Below are 15,289 nucleotides of genomic sequence, written 5' to 3'. Positions count from 1 at the left end.
GCGGTCACTGCCCGGTGTAGTTCTGGCCCAGCACCACGGACACGTCCGCGTTCCTCGCCGCCTTGCCCTTGGTCACGGACGAGGTCGGCAGGCCGAGGGTCTTGGCGACCTCCACGGCGTCCTGCTTGTGCGCGGCGTCGGTGTACGTGACCCGAGAGGTCGCGATCGCCGTTCCGGTTCCACCCGACACGAACGTGTAGCCGCCGTTGACCAGGGCGACGCGGGCCTTCTCGGTGCGGGCCTTGTTGCCGGTGGCGTTCTCGATGCCGACGCGCAGGGAGTCACCGGTCGACGGGGCCTTCACGGTGCCGCCGAGCACGTTCTCGACCACGGAGTTCGCGGTGGACCGGGAGATGGCGCCGCCGCGCTGCACCGGCAGCACCTCGCTCTTGTAGTCGCCCTCCTTGGCCCGGTCGGCGAGCTTGGCGAGGAAGGCACCGAGGTCCTTCTCGGTCAGCGACGGGTCGAGGATCTGGGCGAGCGTCTGCACGGTCGTCGTCGCGGCCTGCGGGTCGGACGACAGCTTGCGCAGCACGCCCTGCATGACCTGACCGAACCGTGCGAGCTGCGCGGTCTGCGGCTCACCCTTGCCCCGGTACGTGGCGTACGCCACGGCCGCCGGGCCGCTGAGGGTCTGGTCCGCGCCCTTGTGGACGAGCACGGTGCCCTTCTTGGCGGGGTCGGGCACGTTCGTGTCGGTGGTGACGTCGATGCTCCCGACGAGCTCGACGAGGTTGTTGAGGTACGGGGTGTCGAGCCGCCAGGTGCCCTGGATGTCGGTGCCGAGCAGGGTGTCGAGGCCGTCGCTCGTGCCGGAGGAGCCGTCCTCCTCGACGGACTTGGCGAGCGTGGTGCTGGTGCCGTCCTCGTCCGACAGGGCGAGGGTGTTCGGCAGCAGGACGGCGGTGGCCCGCTTCGTGGTGGTGTTGTTCACGAGCAGCGCCGTGGACGTGCCGCCGCCCTTGGTGTTGTGCAGGTGGACGACGATGACGTCACGGTTCTGCGGACCGGTCGCGGCGGCCGCGCCCGTCTTCGCCGCGTCCTTCGACAGGAACGGCAGCTTGCCCTGGTACCAGAGGTAGCCGGCGCCGCCGACCAGGCACAGGGCGAGGACGACGACGAGGGCGACGCCCCGGTTGCGGCTGCGGCGCCGCGCCTCCTCGCGCCGCTCGGTGCGCGACTCGGTGAACTTCAGCCAGTCGATGACGTCTTCGGAGTCCTCGTCCGGCTCCTCGACGAACTCGAACTGCTCCGTGCGGTAGTCGCGCTCGTGCTGCGGGGCCTGCTGCGGCGCGGGCGGCGGAGCCTGCTGCGGGATGTAGGCGGTGGCCTGCGGAGCCTGTTGAGCCTGCTGGGCCTGCTGCGGCGCGCCGCCGTAGGGGTCGTACGCAGGAGGTTGCTGATGCTGCTGGGGCTGCTGCCCGGCCGGCTGCTGCTGTCCGCCCGCGTACGGGTCGTAGCCGTACCCGTACGGGGAGTTCTGCTCGTACGACGGCGCCTGCTGGACCGGCCGGTAGACCGGCCGGCCGGACTCGTCATATCCGACCAGCTCGTAACTCTGCTGGTCGTAACCGTCGTATCGGTCGTTCACCGATGCCCCTCTCGGCGGTGCAGGGTTCAGTCGCCTCGGTACAGCTGGCGCTTGTCGATATAGCGCACCACACCGTCCGGCACCATGTACCAGATGGGGTCGCCCTTGGCGACCCTGTCGCGGCAGTCCGTGGACGAGATGGCGAGGGCGGGAACCTCGACGAACGAGACGCCGCCCTCCGGCAGACCCGGATCGGCGAGCGTGTGGCCCGGCCGCGTGACTCCGATGAAGTGTGCCAGGGAGAACAGCTCTTCGGTGTAACGCCAGGTGAGGATCTGGCCGAGAGCGTCGGCACCTGTGATGAAGAAGAGGTCCGTCTCCGGGTTGAGCTCGCGCAGATCGCGCAGGGTGTCCGTCGTGTACGTCGGACCGCCGCGGTCGAGGTCGATGCGGCTCACCGAGAACTGCGGGTTCTCGGCGGTCGCGATGACCGTCATCAGGTAACGGTCCTCGGCCGGGGACACCTGCTTGGCGCTCTTCTGCCAGGGCTGCCCGGTGGGCACGAACACCACCTCGTCGAGGTGGAACTGCGCGGCGACCTCGCTGGCCGCCACCAGGTGTCCGTGGTGAATCGGGTCGAACGTTCCGCCCATGACGCCGAGGCGTCGCTTCGCCGGTGAGGCCCACTCACGATCCGGGCCCCCGGCCGGGCTGTTGACCGGGCCGGTAGGCATGTCCTGCGCTCCCATGCGTGCAGAGCCTACTGGCCCGTCCTCAGTGGGGTGTCAGCGGTCGCGGTTGAAGCGGGTGGTGATCCACAGCAGCAGGATCAGGATGATGAAAGCGCCACCGCCCGTCACGAGGGGGCTGAGGCTTTCGTGGTTGCCGCCTTTCTCGCCCTCGGCAGCGAGGGTGGCGAGCTGGGCAGCGGTGCTGTGGATGCTCATCTTCAGCAGGACCTATCCGGTGTGGGATCGGGATGCTGTGCTTTCCCGGGGGGTAACCCCCGGACCCCCAGCCGACAAGCAGGTCGGGCGGGGCGACCGGGAACGTCATCGCCAGAGAAATCTCAGCAAGACTTCCGGCCCATCGTAAGCGGCAGCCCTCGCGGCACTCACGCCGACTCTGCCGAACGGGCCCGTCAGTCGTCGCTCTTGTAGCCCCGCAACAGGAACCAGGCGAGGAAGGCGGCGCCCAGCACGCCGACGATCAGTACGCCGCGCAACAGGTTCCCCGGACCCTGGTCCGACGCCGCCGCGCTGATGACGTGATCGATGTGCTCCATGACGGTTCGCTCCTTCGGTGTGCTGCCCCGTCACGGTATATCCGCCTAGTGTGGACTCCACCTTGGGGGCACACCGGAATCGGCGAGACTGGCCGAACACACGGAACATGGGGGAAGTCGGATGCCCGACGAACCGAACGAGCAGCACGAGAACGTACCCAGCAGGCAGCGCCGACGCTTCCCGGGGATCTCCTCGCGGGCGTACGAGCACCCCGCGGACCGCTCGGCGCTCGTGGCGCTGCGCAAGCTCAGCGGGTTCGACACGGTCTTCAAGGCGCTGAGCGGACTGCTTCCCGAGCGCAGTCTGCGTCTGCTGTTCCTGTCGGACTCGGTGCGGGTGTCCGACGATCAGTTCGCGCACCTCAACACGATGCTGCGGGACGCCTGTTACATCCTGGACCTGGAGAAGGTCCCGCCGATGTACGTCACCCAGGACCCGCAGCCGAACGCGATGTGCATCGGCCTCGACGAGCCGATCATCGTCGTCACCACGGGACTTGTGGAGCTTCTCGACGAGGAGGAGATGCGGGCCGTCGTCGGCCACGAGGTGGGGCACGCGCTGTCCGGCCACTCGGTGTACCGGACGATCCTGCTGTTCCTGACGAGCCTCGCGCTGCGCGTCGCGTGGATCCCGCTGGGCAACCTCGCGATCATGGCGATCGTGACGGCGCTGCGCGAGTGGTTCCGCAAGTCCGAACTGTCCGCGGACCGCGCCGGGTTGCTGGTCGGTCAGGACCTCCAGGCGTCCATGCGCGGCCTGATGAAGATCGCGGGCGGCAACCATCTGCACGAGATGAACGTGGACGCGTTCCTCAAGCAGGCCGAGGAGTACGAGGCCGGGGGTGATCTGCGCGACTCCGTGCTGAAGATCCTCAACGTGATGCCGCGCTCGCACCCGTTCACCACGGTGCGCGCCGCCGAGCTGAAGAAGTGGGCGGCGAGCCGCGACTACCAGCGTCTGATGGACGGTCACTACCCGCGCCGCAGCGAGGACAAGGACACCTCGGTGACGGACTCGTGGCGCGAGTCGGCCTCGCACTACACGGATTCCGTGAAGACGTCGAAGGACCCGCTGATGAAGCTGGTCAGCGACATCGCGGGCGGCGCAGGTGACCTGGGCGGCCGGGTGCGGCGCGGCTTCGGGAACTTCGGCGGTACGGGCGGCGGGGGCAACACCGGCAACCACGGCACGACCGACGAGGGCGACGACGGCGACACCGGGAACGGCGCCGGCGAGCGCTGATCCCGGTCCGCCCGGACTACAGGTGCGGCTGGGCGTTCGGCGCGAGCGCGCCGCACAGCGCGGTCGCACTGTCCGTCGCGTACGGGTCGGTGCCGGCCGGACCGCCCTCCTTCGCGCTCTGGCCCGCGAGCAGCGGATGCAGATACCCGGCGGCGTCGGACGAGCAGGCGAGCGGGCCCGCCTGGACGTACGAGACGAGCAGTTCGGTCTGGTGGTTGCGCAGGTCCTGGCGGTCGAAGCGGAAGTGCATGGAGCGGCGGACGGTGAACAGGGACGCCTTGGCCTGCTTGCCGTCGGCCGCCTTCGCCGTGGGCCGCAGCGCGTAGACGAACGTGTGGTCCGAGGTCACTTCGAGGGTGTTCGCGTCGGTCTCGGCCACGTGCAGCGCGCCGCGGACCCGGATGCGCGGGTCGGCGAGGGTGGCCTGGGACGGGTCGAAGCGGACGAGCCAGCCGGTGGCCGCGTGCCGCCCGTCGGTGACCGGCCGGTTGACGCTCTGGTCGAACTGCGGGAGCTGCTGCGGGTCGATCAGCATCCGCACGGGGCGCACGGCGCCGCGCGTGAGCACGTCGGGGTCGAGCGAGGAGTCGACGAGGTAGTCCTTGGCCGTGGTCAGCGCGGTGACGACCTGGCTGTCGGAGAAGTGCGCGGTGGCCTTCGGGTCGGCCGGGAGATCGATGGCGCGGGCGGCGCGGTCGAACCGGGCGGCGGGGCTGTGCTCGTACAGCTCGTGCACGGATTCGGAGCCGGGGACGCGGCCCGTCGGGGCGAGCGGGATGACGGTCATGCGCAGCGGCTCGGTGTTCCGGGCGGCCGGGGTGGTCCGGTACGGGCTTCGTACGCCCATGTAGACCGCGGTGCCGAAGGCGACCACGATCAGGACGACGAGGATGACGGCCTGCCGGGTGAGGCCCCGGCGCAGCACGGGCAGGCGGCGCACGGCCGGGGAGTGGTCGCCGATGCGCTCCTGCGCGGAGAACTCCTGGAGCCGGGCAGCCTTGACGAACGATTCGTCGAACACGACGGATCGGTACTCTTCCTCGCTGCCGCCACTACCGGGACCGCTGTCCGGTGTCCCCTCCGGTGGGTCTCCTGGCCCGCTCATACCTTCAGGGTAGGTCTCCCCGACGCCAGGTAAACGCCCTGGTGCACGTCAACTTCCAAGACCCCCGCGCGTGCGCCCCGAGCGCCCCCTCACGGGGTCCGCGGAACCGCGGAGACCGCGGGCTGGGAGTAGTCCGCGGAAGCGGAGGGGGAGCCCGGAACGTTCTTCTCCAGTTCGGTCGTCGCGGGCGGCGGGACCTCGTCCTGGCTGCCCGATGACGCGCCCCGGTAGACGGCCGTGAAGGCGAGAGCGACCATGCCGATGCCCATCAGCAGGGCGAGCGCCCAGGCGACGGGCCTGCGCCAGCGGATGCCGCCCGCCGGTCGGCCCTCGCGGTCGAGCTCCTCCTCGTACAGCTCGTCCGACTCGTCCCCGTAGGAGCCGAATTCGCCGTCCTCGCCGCGGCCGTACCCGTCCGCCTCGTCGTAGAACTCGTCGTCGGGGCTCGGCCGGATGCGGGTCCTGCGGGCCTCGGCCTCCTGGGCCTCGGCGCGCGCCTGGGCGGCGGCGAGCAGCCGCTCGACCGCGGTGGGCTCATGGACCTCGGCAGCCTTGACGAAGTCCTCGTCGAAGACCACGGAGGCGAACTCGTCGTCCGAGCCCCCGCGGTCGCGATCGTCGTCGGGCTCCCAGCCGTCCGGGAACGGCGAGCCCCCCACGTCCTCCGGCACCTGTCCAGGGTAGACCGAAGGGGTCAATTTGGGCAGACGGTAAGGGAATTCAGCGGGTGTGGCCGTCGCCCGTGACGATGTACTTCGTGCTCGTCAGCTCGGGCAGACCCATGGGGCCGCGGGCGTGCAGCTTCTGCGTGGAGATGCCGATCTCGGCGCCGAAGCCGAACTGGCCGCCGTCGGTGAACCGCGTCGAGGCGTTGACCGCGACGGTCGTGGAGTCGACGAGCTGCGTGAAGCGGCGGGCGGCCTGCTGCGAGGTGGTGACGATGGCCTCGGTGTGCCCCGAGGACCACAGGCGGATGTGCTCGATCGCCCGGTCCATGTCGTCGACGACCGCGGCCGCGATGTCGTACGAGAGGTACTCGGTCTCCCAGTCCTCGTGCGTCGCCTCGACGACGGTGGCCTTCGACTGCGGGGCGTACGCGAGGATCCGCGATGAGCCGTGCACGGTGACGCCCGCCTCGGCGAGCGCGTCGAGGGCGCGCGGCACGAACGCGTCGGCGATGTCCTGGTGGACGAGGAGCGTCTCCGCCGCGTTGCACACGGAGACGCGGTGCGCCTTGGAGTTGACGAGGACGTCGACGGCCATGTCGAGATCGGCGTCGGCGTCCACGTAGACGTGGCAGTTGCCGGTGCCGGTCTCGATGACGGGGACGGTCGAGTTCTCGACGACGTTCTTGATGAGCGAGGCGCCGCCGCGCGGGATCAGCACGTCGACGAGGCCGCGGGCGCGCATCAGCTCGGTCACCGAGTCGCGGCTCTCGCCGGGGACGAGCTGGATCGCGTCGGCGGGCAGCCCTGCACCACCGACGGCGTCGCGCAGCACGCGGACGAGCGCGGTGTTCGACTCGTACGCCGACGAACTGCCGCGCAGGAGGACCGCGTTGCCCGACTTGAGGCAGAGGGCGGCGGCGTCGACCGTGACGTTCGGGCGGGCCTCGTAGATGATGCCGACGACGCCGAGCGGGACGCGGACCTGGCGCAGATCGATGCCGTTCGGGAGGGTGTTGCCGCGCACGACCGTGCCGACCGGGTCGGGCAGGGCGATGACGTCGCGCACGTCGGAGGCGATGGCCCGGACGCGCTCCGGGGTGAGCGTGAGCCGGTCGATGATCGCCTCGGGGGTGCCGGCCTCGCGGGCCTTGGCGATGTCCTTGGCGTTGGCCTCGACGATTTCGGCGGTGCGCACTTCCAGGGCGTCGGCGATGGCGCCGAGGGCGTCGTCCTTGTGGGCGCGCGGCAGGGAGGCGAGGTCGTGGGCCGCGGACCGGGCGCGGTACGCGGTCTGGGTGACCGGAGTCATCGAGTCGTACGGGTTCAGCGGCAGCGACGTCATGCTCCGCAGGGTATCGGGGGCGTGGGGGCGGTCGACCCGTTGTTTCGGGAGGTGAGACATGGCTGAAATGCGGCCTTGGCCACAGGGGGTGAGGTTTCCGCCTCGGGAGGGTCACATGTGCTGCTGCGCGCCCACGCGGCGGAGCCGCACATCGACACAGCCCCGCGCCCCTTGGCTCAGAACGGGTGGACGCCGACCGGGGTTGCTGGGAGGGGGCCGTAGCCCTCGGCGATGCGCTGGTGGTAGGTCTGGCGGTCGATGACCTCCAGGCCGACGATCTCCCAGGGCGGGAGCTGGGAGGTGCGGCGGTGTTCGCCCCACAGGCGCAGGGCCACCGCCGCCGCGTCGTGCAGGTCGCGGGCCTCTTCCCAGTAGCGGATCTCGGCGTGGTCCACCGCGTAGCGACTGGTCAGCAGGAAGGGATGGTCGTGCGCGAGCTGTTCGAGGCCGCGGCGCACCTCGGCGATCGGCGCCTCGGAACCCGAGACGCTGAGGGTGACGTGCCACAGCCGGGGCCCCTCTTCGGCGCTCCCCTCGGCGGCCTCCCTCGGGGTCTCCCCCGCGCTCTCCTCGTCGTACGCGTCTCCCGCGGCCACGCTCGTCAGCGCCCGCTCCGCCGACCCTCGGGGCCCCTTGGACGCGATCCCCGGGCGCGCTCGTCTCACGACGGCCTCCTTTGCGCAATGGTCGTGCGGACCTTCCCTGGATGAACTCCCTGCCTCAAGAGTTGAGCAGGACACGGAGCTTCTTGGGGCGGTTTTGGGGAAGGTCCCCCACGGGTGGCAGGCTTTCGGCCTTTCACACAGGGGGTTTCGAAGGCGCGCGGCCCGTTTCAAGCCTGGAGGATGACCAGGTCGTCCCTGTGTACGACTTCCCGTTCGTAGGCAGGACCGAGGTCGCGGGCCAGCTCGCGCGTGGAGCGGCCGATCAGCTGCGGGATCTCCTTGGCGTCGAAGTTGACGAGCCCGCGGGCGACCGCGCGCCCCCGCTCGTCGCGCAGCTCGACCGGGTCGCCCGCGCCGAACTCGCCCTCCACGGCCGCGATCCCGGCGGGCAGCAGCGACTTGCGCCGCTCGACCACGGCCCGTACGGCGCCGTCGTCGAGGGTGATCGCGCCCTGCGGCGTCGAGGCGTGCTGAAGCCACAGCAGGCGGTCGGCGCTGCGGCGGCCCGTGCTGTGGAAGTACGTGCCGGTGTCGCGGGCGGCGAGGGCGTCGGCGGCGTGCGTGGCGGAGGTGAGGACGACCGGGATGCCGGCGGCCGCGGCGATCGAGGCGGCCTCGACCTTGGTGACCATGCCGCCGGTGCCGACGCCCGCCTTCCCGGCGGAGCCGATCTTGACGTGCGCTATGTCGGCGGGGCCGCGCACCTCGGCGATGCGGGAGCTGCCGGGCTTCGCGGGGTCGCCGTCGTAGAGGCCGTCGACGTCGGAGAGGAGCACGAGGAGGTCGGCGTGGACGAGGTGGGCGACGAGGGCCGCGAGCCGGTCGTTGTCGCCGAAGCGGATCTCGTCCGTGGCCACCGTGTCGTTCTCGTTGACGATCGGGAGGGCGCCCATCGCCAGGAGCTGGTCGAGGGTGCGCGAGGCGTTGCGGTGGTGGGCGCGGCGGGCCATGTCGTCGCTGGTGAGGAGGACCTGGCCGACGCGGGCTCCGTAGCGCGCGAAGGAGGCGGTGTAGCGGGCGACGAGGAGGCCCTGCCCGACGCTCGCCGCGGCCTGCTGGCGGGCGAGGTCCTTGGGGCGGCGGGTCAGGCCCAGTGGGGCGAGTCCCGCGGCGATGGCACCGGACGAGACCAGGACGATCTCCTTCGCCCCTCCGCGCTGCTTCGCCAGGACGTCGACGAGCGCGTCGACGCGGTCCGCGTCCAGGCCCCCCGCCGCCGTGGTGAGTGACGACGATCCGACCTTGACGACGATCCGGCGGGCATCCGCCACGCCCTGCCGTGACGTCCCCGACGCTGCCCCAGTTGCTGCCCCTGACATGCCTGGCAATGTACGTGACCTGCCGCTTCGACCGCTCTTGGGTTTCGAGGTACGGACAGGGCCGTGGACGCCGGGTAATCGGGAGGGGGATTTGGGCCCTGTTCATTCACGCCATTTGCCCCTGTTTCCGCTGCTTGCGGGCCTGGAGGATTGCTAGGGGACCACTGAAAGTCATACGGTCAGTGGTCAGCATTTCCGCGAGGTGGACCTCCCCCACGGTCCCCCCACCCTCCGAGACCCCCTGCCAGGAGCCCAGCCCGTGCCCTCCGCCGGACGTGCCTCGCGCCGCCTCGTGCAGCTTTCCGCGCTGTTCACGATGTTCGCGCTCTATGTGGCCCAGCTCGTCAGCGCGCTCGTTCCGTATGTTCCTCTCTTCGTCGCCGCGAGCGCGGCCGGACTCGCCCTAGACACTTACCTGCAGTACAAGCAGCCGGGGCTGCTCTCGCTGCTCGGCAAGATCCGCTTCGACGTCACGGTGCGGCAACTGCTGCGCGACATGCTGATCTTCGTCGGCCTGCTGCGCATCAACGGCATCAACCCCCTCGACGAGCAGGCGCCGCTGCTGGTCATGGTGCTCGCGATGTACCTGCTGCACTTCGCGTGCCAGGCGGCCGCGGTCCTGGTGCGCCGGTCCCGCACGCTGCCGATCGTCACGCGCAACATCGACGCGTCCGCGCTGAACCTGACCGCGTCCCCGCCGCGCCTGCTGGCCCGGCGGGCGGCCCACCGCCTGCTGACCTTCGCGATCCCGTCCACGCTCGGCCTGGTGCTCACCGCGGCGACGACCAACGCCGTCTGGGGCATCATCGGCATCGGCGTCTCGATCGCCCTCTTCCTCTTCGGCACGTGCTACCTCGGCACGTGGCTGCTGCCGAAGAAGCGTCCGCTGAACGACGAGAAGGTCATCGCGTGGCTCGACGCGTGGCTGGCCGACTACAAGCCGACCGTCGGCATGTACTTCTCCGGCGGCACCACCTCCGCGTACCAGGCGAACATGTGGCTCTCCACGCTCGCCGAGGTCGACGGCAAGCCGCTGATCGTGCTGCGCGAGCGCTTCATGGTGAACAAGATCGACGCCACCGACGTGCCGATCATCTGCTTCCCGAAGGTCGCCACGATGTTCTCCCTGGAGAACTCGACGCTGAAGATGCTGCTGCACCCGGCGAACGCCGCGAAGACCTCGCAGGTCCTGCGCATCCCCACGATCAAGCACGCGTTCACCAACCACGGCGAGTCCGACAAGCTGTCGTCCTGCAACCCGTACGCGAAGGCGTACGACGAGGTGTGGGTGGCCGGTCCCGCGGCGCGCGACCGCTACCAGCTCGCCGACGTCGGCGTCGACGACCGGGACGTCGTCGAGGTGGGCCGCCCGCAGCTCGCCCCCATCGAGCTGGCCGACGGCCCGGCGACGGGCACGTACACGACCGTCCTCTACGCCCCCACCTGGGAGGGCTGGGACGGCAACCCGGGCAATACGTCGGTGATCCTGGCGGGCGAGAACATCGTCCGGCAGCTGCTCGCCGACCCCAAGGTCCGGCTGATCTACAAGCCGCACCCGATGACCGGCTCGCAGGTCCCGGCCGCCGGTGAGGCCAACCAGCGCATCATGGCGATGATCGAGGAGGCCAACACGCGCCGCTCCGGCGCGCGTCCGGGCCCCGAGGCCGCCGTCGAGCTGGAGCGCCGACTCGAGGCGCTGAACGAGCTGACCTCCACCAAGTTCCGCAAGGGCACCGACGAGATGGAGCGGATGCTGCTCCAGGGCCGGCCCGACGGGGACCGGGCGGCGGCGGTGGCCGAGGCGACGGCGGCGTGGGAGGAGGCGTACTGGGCGTCGTTCCCCGAGTGGGAGCACCTGATCATCACCCAGGCGCGGCCCGCGATCTTCACCTGCTTCAACGCGGCCGACGTCCTCATCTCCGACGTCTCCTCGGTCGTCTCCGACTGGCTGAGCAGCGAGAAGCCGTACGCGGTGGCCAACACGTCGGGGCTTTCGGAGGACGACTTCCGCACCGGTTTCCCGACGGTGCGCGCGGCGACGGTCCTCGCGCCCGAGGCGACCGAGGTCCCCGAGCTGCTCGCGGTCGTCCGCGGCGAGGCGGAGGACACCCACGCCGAGGCCCGTGTGGCCCTCAAGGAGCACCTCCTGGGTCCCTCGGACCCGCCGTCCATCGACCGCTTCAACGCCGCCGTACGCGCCCTGTGCGCGAAGGCCGACGAGCGGCGGGCCCGGATGGCGGCGCGCGGCGAGGACGAGATCCCGCAGACCCGTGAGGACTCCGTCGAGGAGCAGGCGGCGGAAGTGGCGGAGTCCGAGCCGGAGGACACGGTGACCGCGTAGCGGTTCAGCCGTACGCACTAGGGGCCCGGGAGAACATCTCCCGGGCCCCTTCGCGTACCTCTCACCCACCTGCCCGGAACGACCCGGGTGCCGGATGGTTAGAAGGGTTCGAAGTCGTCGTACTCCTGCTGCGACTCGTCCCGCTCCGCCTGCCGGTCGCGGCGGCGCTGGGCGGCCGGTCGCGGCGCCTCCATGCGGTGGTCCTCGCCGCGGCGGCCCAGCATCTCGGCGCCCGCCATCATCGTGGGCTCCCAGTCGAAGACGACCGCGTTGTCCTCGGGACCGATCGCGACGCCGTCACCGTGCCTGGCGCCCGCCTTCAGCAGCTCGTCCTCGACGCCGAGCCGGCTGAGCCGGTCGGCGAGGTAGCCGACGGCCTCGTCGTTGTTGAAGTCGGTCTGCCGCACCCAGCGCTCCGGCTTCTCACCGCGCACGCGGAACAGCGGCTCGCCGTCGGTGTCCTCGCGCTTGACGGTGAAGCCCGCGTCGTCCACGGCCTTCGGCCGGATGACAATCCGCGTCGCCTCGTCCTTCGGCTTGGCGGCACGCGCACCGGCCACCAGCTCGGCGAGCGCGTACGACAGCTCCTTGAGGCCCTTGTGGGCGACGGCGGAGACCTCGAAGACGCGGTAGCCGCGCTCCTCCAGGTCGGGCCTGACCATGTCGGCGAGGTCCTGGCCGTCGGGCACGTCGATCTTGTTGAGGACGACGAGGCGCGGCCGGTTCTCCAGGCCCGCCCCGTACTCCTTCAGCTCCGCCTCGATGACGTCGAGGTCGGAGACCGGGTCGCGGTCGGACTCGAGCGTCGCCGTGTCGAGGACGTGCACGAGGACGCTGCAGCGCTCCACGTGCCGCAGGAACTCCAGGCCGAGGCCCTTGCCCTGGCTGGCGCCGGGGATCAGACCCGGCACGTCCGCGATCGTGTAGACGGTCGAGCCGGCCGTCACCACGCCGAGGTTCGGGACCAGCGTCGTGAACGGGTAGTCCGCGATCTTCGGCTTGGCGGCGGAGAGCACCGAGATCAGCGAGGACTTGCCGGCGCTCGGGTAGCCGACGAGCGCCACGTCCGCGACGGTCTTCAGCTCCAGGTGGACGTCGCCCTCGTCGCCCGGCACACCGAGCAGCGCGAAGCCGGGCGCCTTGCGGCGGGCCGACGCGAGGGCCGCGTTGCCGAGGCCGCCACGGCCGCCCTGCGCGGCGATGTACGTGGTGCCCTGGCCGACGAGGTCGGCGAGCACATTGCCCTGCTTGTCGAGGACGACCGTGCCGTCGGGCACCGGCAGGACGAGGTCCTGGCCGTCCTTGCCGGAGCGGTGGTCACCCGCGCCGGGCGCGCCGTTGGTCGCCTTGCGGTGCGGCGAGTGGTGGTAGTCGAGCAGCGTCGTGACGTCCTGGTCGACGACCAGGATCACGTCACCGCCACGGCCGCCGTTGCCACCGTCCGGGCCGCCGAGCGGCTTGAACTTCTCCCGGTGAACGGAGGCACAGCCGTGGCCCCCGCTACCCGCGGCGACATGCAGCTCGACGCGGTCCACGAAGGTGGTCATTGGTCAGTGCCTCCAGGAACTTACGGAAATGTCTTTACTTCAACACGCGAAAGGCGGACCCGCTTCCCCGGAAGGGAAGTGAGGTCCGCCTCGCGAAAAACTGTCCAGTCAGAAAGCCGTCAGGCGTTTCAGGCGACCGGAACGATGTTCACGACCTTACGGCCACGGTGGGTACCGAACTCCACCGCGCCCGCGGCGAGCGCGAACAGCGTGTCGTCCTTGCCACGGCCAACCGAGTTGCCCGGGTGGAAGTGCGTGCCGCGCTGGCGGACCAGGATCTCACCGGCGTTGACGGCCTGACCGCCGAAGCGCTTCACGCCGAGCCGCTGAGCATTGGAATCGCGCCCGTTCCGAGTGGACGATGCGCCCTTCTTGTGTGCCATCTTGTCTCAGTCCCTTACTTCGCAGCCGTGGGGATACCGGTGACCTTGATCGCCGTGTACTGCTGACGGTGACCCTGGCGACGGCGGTAGCCGGTCTTGTTCTTGTAGCGAAGGATGTCGATCTTCGCGCCCTTGTGGTGGTCCACGACCTCGGCCTGGACCTTGATGCCGGCCAGCACCCACGGGTCGCTGGTCACGGCGTCGCCGTCGACAACGAGCAGCGTAGAGAGCTCTACGGTGTCGCCAACCTTGGCGGTGGGAAGCTTGTCAACCTCAACGATGTCGTCGACAGCAACCTTGTGCTGACGACCACCGCTGCGCACGATGGCGTACACGGATCTCTCTTTTCGCTCGGAACGGAACCCCCGCAGTCCAGCCGCGCGAGGCGGCCTCTCCCGGATTTCACGAGGAACTCCGGGAGGAAAAAGGTTTACGGGAGTGAGGCGCATCGATGGACACGCCGACGGTCAAGGTTACGGGGCAGCCCACAGAAGGGCAAACCGGCCCCCTGACCAGCAGGCTCACGTGGTCTTGACGGTCTTGATCTCACCGTCCTGCGGCAGCGTGCTGACGCCCTTGCACAGGTTCGTATTGTCCGAGGCCCCCGGGTACGCGACGCCCCACACCTTGTTGAAGTGCTGCACGTACGTGTTGTGCACGGAGTCGTCGTCGATCTTGACGTACGCCTCGTCGTTCTCGCGCAGCGCCGGGTTCGAGGCGTTCTGCGAGCCGGTGAACGTGATCTTGTTGCGCGCGCCGTCGTACACGCCGTCGATCGCCACGTACTTGGTGTGGATGATGTACGGCGTCGTCGGCGAGGTCCGCGGGTCGTTGTAGCAGCGCAGCGGCGGGGCGCCGGTGGCGTGCATGGACTTCCAGGTGCCGCTGTCGGACGTCGCGTACTCGATCTGGACCGTGCAGCCCGCCTTCTTCAGCGAGACCAGCTTGTCGGCGATGGCCTGCCGGGTGATCTGGAAGATCGCGGCACGCACGACCGTCCGCTTCGTGGCTCCGGTCGCCGCGTCCTTGTAGGTGCACGAGACGTTGTTGAGCACCGAGTGCAGCGTGTCCGTGGAGTTGGTGGTGCCGGCCCGCGGGAAGAAGTACGCCTTGTAGTGGCCGTTGCTGACCGTGCGGTAGTCCCAGTTCGCCCAGTCCTTGGCGGCCATGTCGTCGAAATAGTCGGAGTACGCGCCGTACAGGACCGGGTTGTTGGGCAGCTGGAGCGCGTCGTTGAAGAACCGCGTGCTCGCGGACGGCGTGGAGTTCGACGTGGTCTGCACGACGACGTTCGTGGCGCCCTCGACGGCCGAGAACAGCCAGAACTTGTTGTGCATGATCGACTTCCCGAACTTCGGGTCACCGAGGCAGGACTTGTTCGTGGGGCACAGCTGCACGAAGGACGGGTTGGCGCGGCTGGTGCCGAACAGCGCCACCAGCTGCGAGTACACCGTGTTGTCCGGCCGGTCCGTCTTGCTGGTCGAGTCGAGCACCATCTGTACGCGTACGCCGCGGTCCCTGGCGCGCTTGAGAGCGTCGACGATCGTCTGCTCCCACACGTGGTACACGGCGACCTTGATGGTCGATCCGGGCAGCGCCGCGTCCGTCAGCTCGACGAGCCGGGTGCGGATCGCGTACTGGTCCTGAACGGTGCCCAGCGGGTCGTTGAAGATCGGCCCCTCGGTCCAGGTCCGGGCCTCGTCCGCCTGCGCGGTTCCCGCGCCGATCCCGGCCTGCACTCCGGCCGCTGTGAGCACGGTGGCCAGCGCCACCGCCTGCCGTCCGCCCTTGACCGGCTTGGCGGCACGGTGTCTGCCCGTGCCTCTGAGACGCACGTGCGCCATGGCATTCCCTCCCCTG

Annotated in this window: 15 protein-coding genes; 2 read left to right on the top strand and 13 right to left on the bottom strand. The window is 69.9% G+C overall.

Going from position 1 to position 15,289, the window contains the following annotated elements; all coding sequences use genetic code 11:
• Positions 1-4: 4 nt before the first annotated feature.
• From ACP4E5_RS29395 to ACP4E5_RS29380, 4 genes are all read right to left on the bottom strand, one after another.
• Positions 5-1,591: an LCP family protein gene (locus tag ACP4E5_RS29395; RefSeq protein ID WP_425833835.1), complete on the bottom strand. Its 1,587-nt coding sequence runs from the start codon at positions 1,589-1,591 to the stop codon at positions 5-7.
• Positions 1,592-1,617: 26 nt separating this feature from the next.
• Positions 1,618-2,280: a nicotinate-nucleotide adenylyltransferase gene (gene nadD / locus ACP4E5_RS29390; protein WP_425833833.1), complete on the bottom strand. Its 663-nt coding sequence runs from the start codon at positions 2,278-2,280 to the stop codon at positions 1,618-1,620.
• A 36-nt stretch (positions 2,281-2,316) separates the two neighbouring features.
• Positions 2,317-2,478 (bottom strand): hypothetical protein, encoded by a 162-nt coding sequence (locus ACP4E5_RS29385; protein ID WP_425833831.1) that lies wholly within the window; start codon positions 2,476-2,478, stop codon positions 2,317-2,319.
• Positions 2,479-2,672: 194 nt separating this feature from the next.
• On the bottom strand, positions 2,673-2,816 hold the full coding sequence (locus ACP4E5_RS29380; protein WP_425833829.1) for a hypothetical protein: 144 nt from the start codon (positions 2,814-2,816) through the stop codon (positions 2,673-2,675).
• A 121-nt stretch (positions 2,817-2,937) separates the two neighbouring features.
• On the opposite strand from ACP4E5_RS29380, the gene ACP4E5_RS29375 reads away from it, so the two are divergent.
• Positions 2,938-4,059 (top strand): M48 family metallopeptidase, encoded by a 1,122-nt coding sequence (locus ACP4E5_RS29375; protein WP_425833827.1) that lies wholly within the window; start codon positions 2,938-2,940, stop codon positions 4,057-4,059.
• A gap of 16 nt (positions 4,060-4,075) precedes the next feature.
• Here ACP4E5_RS29375 and ACP4E5_RS29370 read toward each other — a convergent pair whose 3' ends face one another.
• From ACP4E5_RS29370 to proB, 5 genes are all read right to left on the bottom strand, one after another.
• Positions 4,076-5,164, bottom strand: a complete 1,089-nt coding sequence (locus ACP4E5_RS29370; RefSeq protein ID WP_425833825.1) for an SCO2583 family membrane protein — start codon at positions 5,162-5,164, stop codon at positions 4,076-4,078.
• A gap of 89 nt (positions 5,165-5,253) precedes the next feature.
• The gene (locus ACP4E5_RS29365; RefSeq protein WP_483030299.1) at positions 5,254-5,835 is read right to left on the bottom strand and encodes an SCO2584 family spore wall biosynthesis protein; all 582 of its coding nucleotides are present in this window, start codon (positions 5,833-5,835) and stop codon (positions 5,254-5,256) included.
• 49 nt (positions 5,836-5,884) lie between these two features.
• Positions 5,885-7,174, bottom strand: coding sequence for a glutamate-5-semialdehyde dehydrogenase (locus ACP4E5_RS29360; protein ID WP_425833821.1), 1,290 nt, complete (start codon positions 7,172-7,174; stop codon positions 5,885-5,887).
• 176 nt (positions 7,175-7,350) lie between these two features.
• Entirely contained in the window at positions 7,351-7,839 is a 489-nt protein-coding gene (locus ACP4E5_RS29355) for a hypothetical protein (protein ID WP_425833819.1), read from the bottom strand.
• Positions 7,840-8,006: 167 nt separating this feature from the next.
• Positions 8,007-9,158 (bottom strand): glutamate 5-kinase, encoded by a 1,152-nt coding sequence (gene proB, locus ACP4E5_RS29350; RefSeq protein ID WP_425833817.1) that lies wholly within the window; start codon positions 9,156-9,158, stop codon positions 8,007-8,009.
• A 259-nt stretch (positions 9,159-9,417) separates the two neighbouring features.
• Between proB and ACP4E5_RS29345 the strand changes: the two genes are divergently transcribed.
• Positions 9,418-11,499: a hypothetical protein gene (locus ACP4E5_RS29345; protein WP_425833815.1), complete on the top strand. Its 2,082-nt coding sequence runs from the start codon at positions 9,418-9,420 to the stop codon at positions 11,497-11,499.
• Positions 11,500-11,597: 98 nt separating this feature from the next.
• Here the strand turns inward: ACP4E5_RS29345 and obgE are convergent, their stop codons facing one another.
• From obgE to ACP4E5_RS29325, 4 genes are all read right to left on the bottom strand, one after another.
• Complete coding sequence (obgE, locus tag ACP4E5_RS29340; protein WP_425833813.1) at positions 11,598-13,046, bottom strand: GTPase ObgE; 1,449 nt, start codon at positions 13,044-13,046, stop codon at positions 11,598-11,600.
• Between the two features lie 128 nt (positions 13,047-13,174).
• The gene (gene rpmA / locus ACP4E5_RS29335; protein ID WP_351344254.1) at positions 13,175-13,429 is read right to left on the bottom strand and encodes a 50S ribosomal protein L27; all 255 of its coding nucleotides are present in this window, start codon (positions 13,427-13,429) and stop codon (positions 13,175-13,177) included.
• 14 nt (positions 13,430-13,443) lie between these two features.
• A complete protein-coding gene (gene rplU, locus ACP4E5_RS29330; protein WP_326024203.1) occupies positions 13,444-13,764 on the bottom strand; it encodes a 50S ribosomal protein L21 in 321 nt (106 codons plus the stop codon).
• 186 nt (positions 13,765-13,950) lie between these two features.
• Positions 13,951-15,273, bottom strand: a complete 1,323-nt coding sequence (locus ACP4E5_RS29325) for a phospholipase D-like domain-containing protein (RefSeq protein WP_425833810.1) — start codon at positions 15,271-15,273, stop codon at positions 13,951-13,953.
• Between the last annotated feature and the right edge of the window lie 16 nt (positions 15,274-15,289).

It is taken from the genome of Streptomyces fractus (genome assembly GCF_049844455.1).
GTDB classification, from domain to species: domain Bacteria; phylum Actinomycetota; class Actinomycetes; order Streptomycetales; family Streptomycetaceae; genus Streptomyces; species Streptomyces fractus.
This window is presented reverse-complemented; position numbering and strand designations above follow the sequence as displayed.